The organism is Pseudoduganella lurida (assembly GCF_007830455.1).
Lineage (GTDB): Bacteria > Pseudomonadota > Gammaproteobacteria > Burkholderiales > Burkholderiaceae_D > Rugamonas > Rugamonas lurida.
In genome coordinates, this window is sequence record NZ_VLLB01000001.1 from 1,286,264 (window position 1) to 1,300,341 (window position 14,078).

The 14,078-nt window shown below is 67.4% G+C and carries 12 protein-coding genes; 4 read left to right on the forward strand and 8 right to left on the reverse strand.

Annotation, left to right across the window (positions count from 1 at the left end; genetic code table 11):
• The first annotated feature begins 56 nt into the window (after positions 1–56).
• Complete coding sequence (locus IP91_RS05485) at positions 57–455, forward strand: RidA family protein (protein WP_145647713.1); 399 nt, start codon at positions 57–59, stop codon at positions 453–455.
• A gap of 16 nt (positions 456–471) precedes the next feature.
• Here IP91_RS05485 and IP91_RS05490 read toward each other — a convergent pair whose 3' ends face one another.
• From IP91_RS05490 to IP91_RS05500, 3 genes are all read right to left on the reverse strand, one after another.
• Entirely contained in the window at positions 472–2,220 is a 1,749-nt protein-coding gene (locus IP91_RS05490) for an FAD-dependent oxidoreductase (protein WP_145647714.1), read from the reverse strand.
• Positions 2,221–2,307: 87 nt separating this feature from the next.
• Positions 2,308–3,690: an oligogalacturonate lyase family protein gene (locus tag IP91_RS05495; RefSeq protein ID WP_145647715.1), complete on the reverse strand. Its 1,383-nt coding sequence runs from the start codon at positions 3,688–3,690 to the stop codon at positions 2,308–2,310.
• Between the two features lie 129 nt (positions 3,691–3,819).
• Positions 3,820–4,896: a PKD domain-containing protein gene (locus IP91_RS05500; protein WP_145647716.1), complete on the reverse strand. Its 1,077-nt coding sequence runs from the start codon at positions 4,894–4,896 to the stop codon at positions 3,820–3,822.
• A gap of 181 nt (positions 4,897–5,077) precedes the next feature.
• On the opposite strand from IP91_RS05500, the gene IP91_RS05505 reads away from it, so the two are divergent.
• Positions 5,078–6,322 carry a Gfo/Idh/MocA family protein gene (locus IP91_RS05505; protein ID WP_145647717.1) on the forward strand — a complete coding sequence of 415 codons (1,245 nt, stop codon included), beginning with the start codon at positions 5,078–5,080 and terminating at the stop codon, positions 6,320–6,322.
• Between the two features lie 88 nt (positions 6,323–6,410).
• On the opposite strand, the gene IP91_RS05510 is transcribed toward IP91_RS05505, so the two are convergent.
• On the reverse strand, positions 6,411–7,679 hold the full coding sequence (locus IP91_RS05510; RefSeq protein ID WP_145647718.1) for a homocitrate synthase: 1,269 nt from the start codon (positions 7,677–7,679) through the stop codon (positions 6,411–6,413).
• 129 nt (positions 7,680–7,808) lie between these two features.
• Here IP91_RS05510 and IP91_RS05515 point away from each other — a divergent pair, with 129 nt between their 5' ends.
• Entirely contained in the window at positions 7,809–8,087 is a 279-nt protein-coding gene (locus tag IP91_RS05515; protein WP_145647719.1) for a hypothetical protein, read from the forward strand.
• A 117-nt stretch (positions 8,088–8,204) separates the two neighbouring features.
• Here the strand turns inward: IP91_RS05515 and IP91_RS05520 are convergent, their stop codons facing one another.
• On the reverse strand, positions 8,205–9,311 hold the full coding sequence (locus IP91_RS05520) for a branched-chain amino acid aminotransferase (protein ID WP_145647720.1): 1,107 nt from the start codon (positions 9,309–9,311) through the stop codon (positions 8,205–8,207).
• 271 nt (positions 9,312–9,582) lie between these two features.
• On the opposite strand from IP91_RS05520, the gene IP91_RS05525 reads away from it, so the two are divergent.
• The gene (locus IP91_RS05525) at positions 9,583–10,077 is read left to right on the forward strand and encodes a PEPxxWA-CTERM sorting domain-containing protein (RefSeq protein ID WP_145647721.1); all 495 of its coding nucleotides are present in this window, start codon (positions 9,583–9,585) and stop codon (positions 10,075–10,077) included.
• A gap of 194 nt (positions 10,078–10,271) precedes the next feature.
• Here IP91_RS05525 and IP91_RS05530 read toward each other — a convergent pair whose 3' ends face one another.
• The 3 genes from IP91_RS05530 to IP91_RS05540 form a co-directional block, all read right to left on the reverse strand.
• Positions 10,272–11,339: an ATP-binding protein gene (locus IP91_RS05530; RefSeq protein WP_145647722.1), complete on the reverse strand. Its 1,068-nt coding sequence runs from the start codon at positions 11,337–11,339 to the stop codon at positions 10,272–10,274.
• Positions 11,340–11,378: 39 nt separating this feature from the next.
• A complete protein-coding gene (locus IP91_RS05535; RefSeq protein WP_145647723.1) occupies positions 11,379–13,292 on the reverse strand; it encodes a ligand-binding sensor domain-containing protein in 1,914 nt (637 codons plus the stop codon).
• Positions 13,293–13,507: 215 nt separating this feature from the next.
• Positions 13,508–13,975, reverse strand: a complete 468-nt coding sequence (locus IP91_RS05540) for a hypothetical protein (RefSeq protein ID WP_145647724.1) — start codon at positions 13,973–13,975, stop codon at positions 13,508–13,510.
• Between the last annotated feature and the right edge of the window lie 103 nt (positions 13,976–14,078).

Here is a 14,078-nt window from a genome sequence, read left to right on the forward strand (position 1 = left end):
GATAACGATCGGCGGCCTACACTGGCTGCATCCCTTCCCCTTCAAGGAGTACAAGAATGAACAAACGCGACGTGGTCTTCCCGCCCGGCCGCCAGGCCCTGTATGAAAAGAACCGCTACTCACCGGCGGTGCGCTCGAACGGTTTCCTGTTCGTGTCCGGCCAGGTGGGCAGCCGCGAGGACGGCTCGCCGGTGCCGGACTTGGCAGCGCAGGTGCGCCGCGCCTTCGAGAACCTGAACGCGATCCTGGCGGCGGCCGGCGGCACCTTCGCCGATGCGGTGGACGTGACCGTGTTCATGGTCGACCCGGAATCGAAGTTCGAGACGATCTGGAACGTGGTGTCCGAATACTGGGGCGAGGCGCCCTACCCGAACGTGACGGCGGTGGGCGTGACGTGGCTGTACGGCTTCCAGTTCGAGATCAAGGTGATCGCGAAAGTCCCAGACGCCGCCTGACGCTCACGGCGCTTGCCTACCCTGCCACCGGCAGGCTGGCGAGATAGGCGTGGATCTGCGACACCACCTGCGCGCCCTCGCCCACGCCCGCCGCCACCCGCTTGGTGGAGCCGGCCCGCACGTCGCCGATGGCGAATACGCCGGGCACGCTCGTCTCCAGGGAAGAGCGCACCGGCGCGCCCGTGGCATCGAGGCGGCATGGCGCCGCCTGCACCGCGTCGCCGGTGCGGATGAAGCCCTGCTTGTCGACCTCCACGCCGCAGCCGTCCAGCCAGTCCGTGTTCGGATCGGCGCCGATGAACAGGAACACGCGGCTCACGTTCACGTCCTTCTCGCTGAGCGAATTGTTGTTGCGCCAGCGGACTCCCTTCAGCCCCTCGTCGTCCCCTTCCAGCGCCACGATCTCGGTGTGCGTGTGCAGCTCGATGTTGGCGGTGGCGCGGATGCGCTCGATCAGGTACGCGGACATGGTGGACTTCAATCCGTCGCCGCGGACCAGCATGTGGACCTTGCGCGCGTGCGTGGACAGGAACACGGCGGCCTGGCCGGCCGAGTTGCCCCCGCCGACCAGGATCACCGTGGCATCGACGCACAGGTTGGCCTCGATGCGCGAGGCCCAGTAGTAGATGCCGCGCCCCTCGAACTGCTTGATGTTGGCCAGCGACGGCCGGCGGTAGCGCGCGCCGCAGGACAGCACCACGCTGCGCCCCCGCACGCGCTGGCCATCCACCAGGTCCAGCGCCAGCGGCACCGCGTGACAGGCCAGATGCGTGGCGGCCAGCGGTATCGCCAGCTCCACGCCGAATTTCATCGCCTGCACGTGGGCGCGGCCGGCCAGTGCGCGGCCCGAAATCCCGGTCGGGAAGCCCAGGTAGTTCTCGATGCGCGCACTGGCCGCGGCCTGCCCGCCGAACGCGCGTGCTTCGAGTGCCAGCACGGACAGGCCCTCGGAGCCGGCGTACACGGCGGTGGCCAGGCCGGCGGGACCGGCGCCCACCACGATCACATCCCATACCTTCTCCGCCGGGAGCTCGCGCGACATGCCCAGGCAGCGGCCCATCTCGACATTCGACGGGTTCTTCAGCACGCTGCCATCGGGGCACACCACCAGGGGCCAGTCGTCCGCCGTGGGCTGGTAGTGCTCGCACAGCGCCTGCGCCGTTTCGTCGTTGCGGGGATCGAGCACGGTGTGCGGATGGCCGTTCGCCGTGAGGAAGCTCTGCATGTGGAACAGCGCGGGCTGGCCCGGCGGCGCCACCAGCACCGGGCCGCCCGAGCCGAGTTCGAGCAGGTTCACGCGGCGCAGGATCAGCGCGCGCACGATGCGTTCGCCCAGTTCCGCCTCGGCGATCACCAGCGCACGCAACTGGTCCGCCGGGATCACGAGCGCCTCGACGCTGCCGACCGCCGTCACATTGACCAGCGAGGGCCGCCCGGCCAGCTGCGACACCTCCGCGGTGAATTCGCCGGGCCCGTGCTCGATGACGAAGGCGGAGTTGCCCAGGCCGTCATACCGGTACGCGGCCATGCGCCCCTTCAGCACGAGCACCATGCCGAAGCGGGTGTAGCCCGCCTCGAGGATGCGCACGCCGTTGCCATACGTGCGCACCGTGCCGAAGCGCAGCAGCCGCGCCACTTCCCGCTCCGTCAGCACGGGGAAGATCTGGTGGCGGCGCTGCTCGATCGATGCGGCGAGCACGGGAACCTGCTCGTCGGGCCCCGTCTCGGGCAGGAATTCGGGGGCGCTTGCGTTCGGGTTGGCCATGGCGTGTCGATCAGGTCACTGTCGTTCGGATACCGCCAGTGTAGTCGATCGGCGACCCGGCCGGCATGGGCCGGAAGGCCTACCCGTTCAGGCCGTCGGCTTCACGTTCGTCGGGGTGGGCGCCTTCGGCTTGAACTTGCGCGCCAGCGCCGGCGTGGACATGACATCCTTCGCACCCGCTTCGGCCTTGTCCACTTCCACGCCCAGCACATAGGTGGCACCGAACATGTTCGAGCGGAAGAGCACCAGCTTGCTGTCCGGCGTGAACCGCACGTTCGGCTCGAGACGGTAGTCGTGGTTCGCCATGTTCACCAGCCGCTCCGATTTCATCACGCCGGGCTGCCAGTAGTCCTTGTCGTTGGTGGCGCCTTCCGCGAGCACGGAGGTGGGCCGCAGCAGCACGATCCAGCCGCCATCGGGCGCCTTCGCCACCTGGCCCGAGTCGCCGCCGTCGCCCGTGAACAGCGTGCCTTCGCGGTTGACGTTGAAATGGATCGACCAGTCGTTGCGCTCGACCTGGTAGGCGAAGCGCTTGCCCGTGTCGAGCTGGCGGCCGGCCACGTAGAACGTGGCGCCCTTCGGATACTGCCAGTCGTACCAGACCGTCCTGCCATCCTCGCCCCAGAACTCGTGGCCGGCGATCTCCATCGCCATGGTGCGCTGGTGGACCAGGGTTTTCTGCGAGCCGTCGGTGCGGATGGTCCACACGCGGTCGACCTTGTGCCATGGGCCCTCGTGGCAGTACATCAGCAGGTTCGGATCGGTGGGCGAGAACAGCAGGTGGTTGATCCAGTCCGTCGAGTGCAGCATCTCGGTGACTTTCGCGGTCTTGAGGTCGATCGCGAACAGCACCAGCGGCATGCGCGATGCCAGGCGCCGCTCCATCATCTGGCCTTTCGCCGCGGCCTCCGTCAGCGGGCCGCCCGGCTCGCCGAACTTCTTCCCCTGCAGGACGGACTTGTCGAACTTCGGATCGGATTCGAAGGTGCCGGCGGCAAGCGTTTCGTCGGCATTGATGCTGTCCACGTGGTAGCCCTGCGGCAGGTCGACCAGCTTGCGCATCGCGCCCGTGTCGAAGCTGGCCGAGTGGATCGACGTGACCTTGGTGGCCGGATCGTCCTTCAGGAAGAATACGCTGTTGGTCTTGCGGCCGACGGCGATGGTGCGCGCCGCCATGCGGTCGCCATTGTTCGGCACCAGCAGGCGCGTCTTGCGGGTGGCCAGGTCGAGGGCGTGGATGCCGTCCGGCGCGTTGTAGACCATCGACTTGCCGTCCGGCGTGATGGCCGTGAAGTTGAAGTACAGCGCCGAGGAATCCGGCTCCGGCGTCAGGCGCCAGACGCGGTGGCCGGTGTCCTGGTCGACCCAGGTGAGGGGCGGCGCTTCCGCGGCGAGTGCGGCGGACGTGAACGCTGCGGCCAGCAGCAACGGGGCAAGGATGGTGCGGATACTAAGCGTAAGCGAGTGCATGCAATCTCCGTTCGTGAGCGGACCGGCCGCGTGGCCGGCCGGGTCCAGACGGCTACGATAATGGAGTCACGCGCAACGGGACAGCGGGCCGGCGCGATCCGTCACAAAGATGATCGATCCTGCCCCCGGTCATTCGACCGCCACATCCCACAGCTTGGCCATGCGCGACGATCCCTGCGGCCCTTCCACCGTCAGCACCACCAGGTACTTGCCGGCCTCCCGGTAGCGGTGCACGGGATGCTGCTCGGCCGAGCTGGTGCCGTCGCCGAAGTCCCAGTGCCAGCGCTCGACGGGTCCCACGCTCTCGTCGCGGAACGTGACCTGGCGCCGGGCCATGTCGGTGACGATGAACGACCACTGCGCCTCGAACGCCTTGCGGTGCTGCGCTTCCAGCGGCATCAGCGTGAAGACGGTGCCCAGGCTCGAATTGCCGTACATCTTGCGGTTGTCGGACAGGTTCCAGAAGCCCTTCTTCTTTTCGTCCTTCAGGTCGTCGTAGTCGATGACGGCCCAGGTGAGCCCGATCTTGCGGTTCTCCCTGAGCACCGACTCCACGGCGCGGGCAGGATCGGCGCCGGCATAGTCGAAGGGCGTGATCCAGAATTCGGCGGTGAGCTTGCCGGGCTGGCCGGGTTTGAAATCGTAGGCGTATGCGATGTTCGAATACGGCAGCTTCTTCAGCCAGGCCTGCGGGCCCCACAGCAGCGCCCAGTCCTTGCCCTGCGCCGGCATGAAGATGTGGTAGTTCTGCGCGTGCACGCCGTGATAATCGAAGTAGCGCTGCGACCAGGGCAGCGACGGGTTCGGGTGCAGCGTGTCGATCAGCGGGCCGCCGGACAGGTCGGCATCGACGACGATCTCGAAGGTGTCGTTGTGCAGGCCGGGATCGGCGAAATCCCAGTAGTCGTCCCACGCTTCGTAGAGGAAGTACAGGCGGTTCAGGCCCTTCACCCAGGCCACGCGCACCTTCACGTCGAGGCTCTTCGGATCGATCTTGCGGAGATTCCCCGCGGCCTTGCCCACATCGTCGCGCAGCTGGTCGGTGCCCACGATGTAGTCGGCCGGGACATCGCGCCAGTCGTCGGCCTTGCCGTCGATGACGGGGATTTGATTGGCGGGGAACTGGTAGACCTTGTAGCCGCGGTCTTCCTGGGCGGTGGCGGCGGTGCAGGCGAAGACGGCGAGAAGAATGGCTTGGCGGATCATTGGGCGTCTGGAATGGGCACGATGTCCGCCATGGTATACGGCGCGGGCTGCCCGGTCGGCGGCCGGGAAGGAACGATCAAGGCTTTGATCGGGAGGCGTGATCGTGCATTGAAGCAAGCTGGCGCTGATGTTCAGGACAGCGTGCGAGGATCACTGCCTTCAACCGCAACGGAATCCATCCATGATCCAGAACCAGCCACCGCGCCGCGACTTCCTGCGCTATGTCGGCACGCTTGCCGCCCTGTCCGCGCCGACGCTCCATGCCGCCGCCAACGAACGGGACCGCATCACCTTCCCGCCGATCAACGACAAGTCGGAAAAGCCCGAAGTCACCGAGCCGCCCGCCGATCCGCTGGGCGAGCGCGTGGGCATCGCCATCGTCGGCCTGGGCCGCATCTCCGTCAACGAAGTACTGCCGGCCTTCGGCCAGAGCAAGCACGCGAAACCGGTGGCACTCGTGACGGGCGACCGCGAAAAGGGCCTGAAGCTGGCGCGCCAGTACAACATCCCGGACAGCGCGGTGCTCGACTACAAGGAATACGACAAACTGGCGCAGATGGCGGACGTGAAGGCCGTATACATCGGCCTGCCGAACCATATGCACCCCGAGTACACCATCCGCGCCGCGAAGGCCGGCAAGCACGTGCTGTGCGAGAAGCCGATGGCCAACAGCGTGAAGGAATGCCAGCAGATGATCGACGCCTGCCGCAAGGCGAAGGTGCAGCTGATGATCGCCTACCGCAGCCAGTACGAGGTGCTGGACCGGGCGCTGGTGAAGATGGTGCAGGAGAAGAAGCTGGGCGCGCTGAAGGAATTCATCTCGGTGAACTCGCAGAACATGGGCGACCCGCAGCACTGGCGCCTGAAGCGGGCGCTGGCCGGCGGCGGCGCCCTGCCCGACGTGGGCTTGTACTGCATCAACGCGGCCCGCTTCCTCAGCGGCGAGGAGCCGGTCGAGGTGATCGGCAATGTCTGGTCCACGCCGGGCGATGCGCGGTTCAGGGAAGTGGAGGAATCCTGCCAGTTCATCCTGCGCTTCCCCAGCGGCTTCATCGCCAGCTGCTCCACCAGCTACGCGGCGCACAAGTCGCAGATGTTCCGCCTGAATGCCGCGGAGGCCTGGGCCGAAATGGATCCCGCCTACGCCTACAACGGCAACAAGCTGAAGATCACGCGCGTGGTCGAGGGCAAGGAGCAGGCCAGCGATATCGGGCTGAAGGAAAAGAACCAGTTCGCCGCGGAGATGGACCACTTCGCCGAATGCATCCAGCAGAACAGGGATGTCCACACGCCCGGCGAGGAAGGCCTGCAGGACCAGCGCATCATCGAGGCGATCTACGAGTCGGCCCGCACCAACCGCCCGGTGAAGCTGAAGGCGCCGGGGCGCACGCGCGGACCGGCGCCGAAGGAGGATGGCGCCGCCTGAACTACTGCCCAGTCCGTGTCACGGTGCCAGGCACCGTGCCATTCATGGTCGAGCTCGTGTCACGGTGCCAGGCACCATGACACGAGCTCTACCGTGGCAACAGCGCGCGGTCGACCAGCTGCTGCAGCTGGGCGGGCTGGTCGTACTCGATGCGCAGGTTGTTGCGCAGGTCTTCGCGCATCAGCAGGATCATGCGCTTGGCAACCGGTTCGGTGATGGCGAGGTCCAGCGCCTCCTGCACGCGCGCCTGGACGACGGGCACGTCGCTGCCGACCGGTGCGATGCGGTGGACGTACTGCCGGCCGATGGCATCCGGCGCCAGGTCCATCGGCCGGTTGCTGCGCTGGTCGAAGTCGGACAGCACCGAGCGGTACGCATTGGCGCCGAAGACCGGCCATTCCTGCGGCATCGCTTCGCCGGTATTGATCGCATGCATGGCATCGCAGATCGGCGCCAGCTGGTCGACAGCATAGCGGGTCACGTGTGGATTCCCGGCCCGCACCAGGTTGGCGATCAGCTCGCCCAGGCTGGCGTGGCCGATGGTCGAGGAGGTGCGTTCCAGCCCGCCCCAGTAACCGTCCGCCCCCTGCAGCAGCGCTTCGATGACGGACGCGTTCTCCATCCCGTTATTGGTGTGGACGTGGCACAGCAGCTGCTGGTCCGCGCGCAGCATGGCCTTCGCCGCGGCGGCAATGGCGCCCACCTGGAACGGGAAATAGGTGCCGCGGTCGTCCTCGAACGACAGGCCGTCGAATGGCAGCGTGGCGACCAGCGCCACGATCTCGCAGGCGCCCGCGCGGTCGGCCATGAACACGTCGATCAGGTTGAGCACATTCAGGTAGACGCGGCCCGCCTGGCCATCGACCGGCGCCAGATGTTCGCGCAGCCAGGCGATGCTGCCCGCGATGTTCGCCAGCGTCATCCGCAGGTCCGCGCCCGGTACCGGTTCCACTTCGAGGATCGTGTTGGGAATGCCGTAGTCCACCAGCTTCTGCATGCTCAGGTCCGGCACGAACACGCCGCCCTGCTGGCCGCCCAGCGAAGTCATGGCGAAAGAGTGGCGCAGGTCGTAGCCCTCCTTCTGCAGGTGCAGGCAGAAGTCGTCTTCCACTTCGGGATGATCGCCGTACTGGTAGTCCAGCGTGGCGATGATCCGGTTCTGCACGCCGAACCGGTCGACCAGCTTCAGCAGATCGAGCTTGTTCTGCAGCGTGTGGCCGATGGGCGAGGCGAAACAGGGTTCGCGCAGGGAGATGTCGAAGAAGACGGGGTCGAGCGAGCGCAGCCGCGCCAGCTTGTCCTCGGCCTGTTGCAGATGCCGGTCGACGGCCGCGCGGCCGGTCAGTTCTGTGTGCATGATTCCTCCGATCGCTGTGCTTTAGTGCTTTTCAGCAAGGATATCGCAGAGCACGGGCGCTGAACAGAGGCCCGGCGGACCGGAAAGGAAGACGGGCGCGTAGAATGGCGCTTTTAAAAGGGATTCAACGTGAAAAAGACTGGCCTGGCAAAGAGTGACGCCAAAAAACTGATGGGCAAGATGGCAGTACCGGGCGCACCGTCCTTTGGTGCGGCGGCCGCTCCCGCCATCGACAAGCGCGAGCAGCGCAAGCTGGACCAGGCACTGGGCCTGATGCCGTTCGCGGTCAAGCTCAATGGCGATCTGGTGAAGCAGCTGCAGGCGCTGGCCACCGAACGTGGCGGCGACCTGAACGCCACCGTTGCGGACATCCTGACGCAGGGCCTAGCGGCCGACGCAGCGAAATAAGCTTCAACGGGCGGGCCACGTCATCCCGACGCGGCGCCCGCCGGCATGCAGGCTTTTCGGCCCGCATGCCCTCTCCGACACATGCTGGCTGTTCAGCCGCATGCATTCACCCGATACTCAGCCCAGCGCCACTGGATGCAGCCAGCCGTGCGTGTCCGGCGCGGTGCCGCGCTGGATGCCCAGCAGCGCCGTGCGCAGGGCCATCGCGACCGGGCCGTTCTCGTTGTTGTTGATGGTCTGCGCGAAGCCGCGGCCCTTGATCTCGCCGACCGGCGTGATGACGGCCGCCGTGCCGCAGGCGAACACTTCGCTGATGGCGCCGGAGGCGATATCGTTCAGCACCTGCGTCAACGGCAGCCGGCGTTCCTCGGCCTGGTAGCCCAGGTCGCCAGCCACGTTCAGCAGCGTGGAGCGCGTGATACCCGGCAGCAGCGTGCCGGTCAGCGCCGGCGTGACCACCACGGGCGCGCCGCCATCGCGGTAGACGAAGAACAGGTTCATGCCCCCCATCTCCTCGATGACTTCGCGCTCGATCGCATCCAGCCAGATCACCTGGTCGCAGCCATGCTCCTTCGCTTCGGCCTGCGCCAGCAGGCTGGCCGCGTAGTTGCCGGCGCACTTGGCTTCACCGGTACCGCCCGGCGCGGCGCGCACGTACTCCTTGCTGGCCCACACGCTGACGGGCTTGAGGCCCTGCGGGAAGTACTCGCCGGCGGGCGACGCGATCAGCAGGAACAGGTATTCCTCGGAAGGCCGCACGCCCAGGAACGCATCGGTGGCGATCATGAACGGGCGCAGGTACAGGCTCTCGCCCGAGCCGGACGGCACCCAGGCCTGGTCGATGGCGACCAGCGCCTCGGCCGCGCCGATGAACAGCTCCTGCGGGATCGACGGCATGGCCAGGCGCGCCGCGCTGCGGTTGAAGCGCTCGCTGTTGCTGTCCGGGCGGAACAGGCTGATCGAGCCGTCCGGCTGGCGATAGGCCTTGAAGCCTTCGAAGATCGCCTGGCCATAGTGCAGCACGGACGAAGCCGGCGACAGCGACAGGGGGCCGTACGGCTTGACCTCAGGGTCCTGCCAGGTGCCGTTGCGGTACGAGACCACGGCCATGTGGTCGGTGAACACGCGGCCGAACTGGATCGACTGCAGCTGCTGTTGCCGCTGCTCGGCCGAAAGGGGGGCGGTGGAAGGGGTGATGCGGAAAGTGGAGCTGGTGGATGCCATCGTCTGTACTGGTGAAGGTAGTGAATGTGATCAATCTTCGAAGCTTAGCATGGGCACGGCGGGAGTTGCAGGGACAGCAGCGCCGAGCCCCCCGAGGACCTGTGGCAGACCGGCTTCATGCACGACGAGATCCAACATGAATGAAATTCGCAAATTAACAACAAGGCAAGTTTTTCAAACTGTTAAACGAGGCACCGTGATAATCTTTACAACGCCGCAGCGCTAACGCGGCGGGTAGAAACTCCACCAACGCTAACTGATCGGGATACTCATGAAACTGAAACAAGTCTTGAGCAATGCAGCCGTCGCAGCGACCCTCCTGTGGGCCGGTATCGCCAACGCCGCGTGGTACCAGTTCACGCTGACGGGCGACTACTCGGCAACCTGGCAGATCGATTCGGCCACGATACCGGATGAGTACGGCCTGGGAGGCGGGATGCTGTTCTATGATGTGGTAGGGAACTATACCGGTGCCGTGAGCGAGCTCGCGGACGTCACCTTCTACCACGCCGATGTGGGCGGCGGGCTGACGCTGGAAGACTACTACGGCGGTTCGATCCTGGTGCAAACGGACGGCCCGCAGCTGTACAGCGGCAGCGAGGAGGCACCATCCTTCCTTGCAGGCACCTACCAGCTGACGGAGTACCAGGGACCGGGCGCCTACACCCTGACCATCTCGGCAGTGCCGGAACCGGCGACCTATGGCATGCTGCTCGCCGGTATGGGCCTGGTCGGCTTTGCCGTGCGGCGCCGCCAGCGCCAGTAAGCGGCAACGGCCGGTTCGCGGATCGGCCGTTCCCTGCTGACCTTCCCGGCTGGCCCTTCGTGCTGGCCTTCCCTGCAGGCCTTCCTGCTGGCCCTCCTGCTGGCCTTCCTGCTGACCTTCGCTATCCAGTAAGCAGCGGCTGCGTCAGGTTCCAGTCCTCCGGCGCTGCCGATCCCGCCATCGGCGACACGCCATCACTGCCGGCGCACCAGCCGCCGCAACCGTTCCATCCAGCCGTTTTCCTGCCGCGCAGCGTAGGCACGGATCGCCGGCACGCGCAGTGTGACCGAGGTGCCGCCGCCGGCCGGGTGGCCGATCTCCACGGCCGCGCCGATCGCTCCCGCTGCCTCGCGCATGCCGCGCAGTCCCCAGTGCCCTTCGCGGCCCACCCGCGGATCGACGGCGGGATCGAAGCCCGTGCCGTCGTCCGCCACCATCACCACCAGCGCATCGGCATCGTACCGCACCGTCAGGGTCACCTGCGTGCCGCCCGAATGCTGGAACGCGTTGCGCAGCGCTTCGCGCGCGATGGCATGCACTTCCTCCGCGATGGCCGGCTGCAGCGGCCGAACCTGCCCGGTCGTCTCCTGCGACCAGGCCAGCGGATGGTGCGCAGCGCACTCGTTCGCCACGGCGGCCAGCGCCCGGTCCAGCGCCTCGTCCGGGCCGGTGCCGTGCCGCAGGCCGCGCACGCTGTCCCGCCCTTCCGCGATGGCGGCTTCCGCGCGTTGCAGGCCCTCCTCCATGCGTGCGCGCACTTCGCTGTCCGGCGCCAGCCCGTGCTTGACGGCCTCGAAGCGCAGCAGCAGGCCCTGCAGGCTTTGCAGCACCGTGTCATGCAGGGCGCGCGCAATGCGTTCGCGTTCCCGCATCTTCACTTCGAGCCGCTCGCGCACCCGCGCCGTGAGCCGGCCCACGCGCCAGCGGTACAGCGCGGCCAGCAGCCCGACGGCCAGCACGCCGGAGAGCAGCCGGAACCACGCGGTCTGCCAGAACGCCGGTGCGATGCGCAGCGTTGCGACGGCCGGCGCGGCACTCTCGACGCCGTCCTCGTTGATGGCCACGACCTCGAAGCGGTAGTCGCCCGGCGCCAGGTTCGTGTAGGAAGCCTGGCGCACCGCCGCGGCCTCGCGCCACGTGCTTTCCAGCCCAGCCAGCCGGAAGCGGAAGCGCACCTTCTCGGGCATCGACAGCGCCGCCGCCGTGAACGCGATGTCCACGCGCCCGGTCAGCGGCGGCAGCTCGGCCGGGCGGCCCGGCAAATAGCCCTGCCGGTCGGTGGCGATGCGGGTGATCAGTGGCTACGGACGCAGCGTGTTGCGCACGATATGGGCCGGATCGATCCACCCGATGCTGCTCGACGAGGCATACCACAGGCGCCCGCCGGTCCCTTGCGCCAGGGTCGGCAGCGGGCGCATTTGCGATGGCGTGCCCTCGTAGCCGTCCAGGTAATTGAAGCGCTCGGTGTGCACCGGCAGCGACGCGCCGGCCAGGACGGCGGCCACGCCGTCCCGGCCGATCCGCGCGAGACCATCGAGATCGTGCAGCCACAATTCGCCCTCGGCTGTCTCCACGATGCCCGACACGCCGCGGAACGTGCCCTGCTGGTCGCTCATCCGCCGGAACCGGCTGCCATCGAAGACCGCCAGGCCCTGGTTGCCGCCGAACCAGGTGCCGCGCTTGCCGGCCGTGATGGCCAGGACATTGCCCACGTCCAGTCCATCATCGCTGCCGAAGCGGCGTAAGGTCGCGCCTTCCAGCACTGCGGCACGGTTGCCGGGATAGCCGACCCAGATGCGGCCCTGTGCATCGGTGGCCAGCGACACGGCGGTGGCCTTGGCCAGGCCGTCGATGCCGCCGCCGGCCAGCCAGCGTCCCTCCTTCAGCGTGAACAGCCCCGAGCCGATGATCGATGCCCACAACGTGCCGTCGCGCGCCATGGTCATCGCCTGCACGCGGCGGCCTGTCGTTTCCGGCGGCAGCGGCCAGCTCTCGTACCTGCCGTTCGCGTAGCGCCAGATGGAAGTAGGATCCGCGAACCACAGCACACCGTCCGGGGACCGGTACGATGCCGAAACGTTTTTCAGCGCCGTCTCGGTGCGCTGCCCGCCGGCCGATGCGCGGAAGGTCGGCACCCGGAAGTCGCCCGGGCTGAACTCGTTGCTGATCCACGCGTTCCCTTCCGCATCCGGCAGCACGGCCGGCGCATCGGTGATCCCCGCCGGCAGCGGCACGGTGGCCAGGCGGCCCTGGCGCACCCGGTCGATGCCGCCCTCCGTCACGAACCACACATTGCCCTCGCGGTCCGTCAGGTTCGCGCTGAACCCCTTGCCCGTGAAGCCTTGCGCCAGCGTGTAGGTCTTGAGGACGCGGCCCGCATCATCCAGCAGCTGGACGCCCTCGCCGGCATTGACCCACAGGCCGCCCTTCGCATCGATGTAGTAGCCGAACAGCGGCGGTGCACTCGCGGGCCGGAACGTCGTCAGCGCACCGCTTGCGGGATCGTAGAGCTGCATGCCCTCGGCGCGGCTGTTGATCAGCAGCCTGCCGTCCGGCCGCGGTTCGCCACCATCGATGTCGCCGGCCAGCACGCGGCGGAACGTGGCGCCGCCCGGGGCATTGCGGTACACACCATCCGCGGTGAACACCAGCACGCTGCCGTCGCGCAGGATGTTGAAGCTGCGGACGAGTGCGGCCGGCAGGCCGCTCCCCGCATCGAGGTGGTGCCAGCGCCCCCGTTCGAAGCGGTACATGCCCTTGCCGGCCTGCGCCCAGACCACGCCCGCCGGCGTGCGGTCGAAGCGGTGCACGGAGCCGCTCGGCGCCCCATCCGCTTCGCCATAGTGCCTGACTCTGTCGCCATGGAACACGCTGACGCCGCCGAACTGGTAGCCGACGAAGATGTCGTCGCCAAACGTGCCGACGGCCAGCGTGGCCGTCGATTGCAGCGGATTGCCGGCGATACTGTCGATCCGCTCGAACCGCACGCCATCGAAGGTGTACAGGCCATCGCGGGCCGCGAACCACAGCAGGCCATGGCTGTCCTGGCTCATCGAGTACAGGGCCGAGGGCGCGCCATCCCGCTTCGACCAGCCGGCATGCACGAGATCCGCCGTCCACGGCGCCGCATGCAGGGCCGGCGTGGCAAGCATCACCGCACACACTGCAACGCGCACGGCAAGCGCCGGCAGCATGGAAGGCCATGGCTGGTTCATTCGGATTTCCTGTTGGACGACGACGGGGCGGCACGGCCGCAAGGATGCTGAACCGGTGGATGCCGGTGGTCACATTATGCACGAGCAACAGCGGGACTGACGAGTGCGGCTAGCAGTTCGATAATAAAGCATGCACGCACCGATCGCGCGGATGGCGATCGACGAGGGAAGCGCCGGGTGGCGAACACCGCCAGCGCATCCCGATGAGGCGGGAATTATTTCGGACGGGTGGCCAGTGCCACGATCGCGGCGCCGGCGGCCACGACCAGTGCGTCCTCGATCAGGCCGCTCCTGGTCTGGCCGATGCTGGCCATCGCTTTCTTGCGGCCGGCCAGCGTCAGGTAGGCCAGCGGCACGGCCGTGGCCACCGCGACGGCAGCGCCAGCCTTTTCCTGTCCTTCCGGCGCCAGCGCGGCACCGGCAATGCCGGCACTCATCACGCGCGCCAGCAGGCCCAGGAAGACCGTGCGGTCCGGGGCGCTCTTCATCTTGTCGCCGAACAGTTCGCCGGCACCCATGGCCAGCGCGCCGTATTTGAAGACGGGGCGGTCGAGCAGCACAAGATTGCCGGGGGTGTCGCGGTTCGCAAGGCGCGCAGTGGCCAGCGTGGCCATCGGGGTCATGGAACGCGCACTCGCGACGGCACCGATCAGGGCGGAAGGCAGCAGGCTGGGAAATTTCATCGTAGGACCTTTGTTCGGAAGAATGTGGGGCTACGATAGCGGCTGGGACGGCCGCGTTCAGTGCGCGCGCCAACAGTGGCGTGCCGCCAGTCGGCAGAGTGTC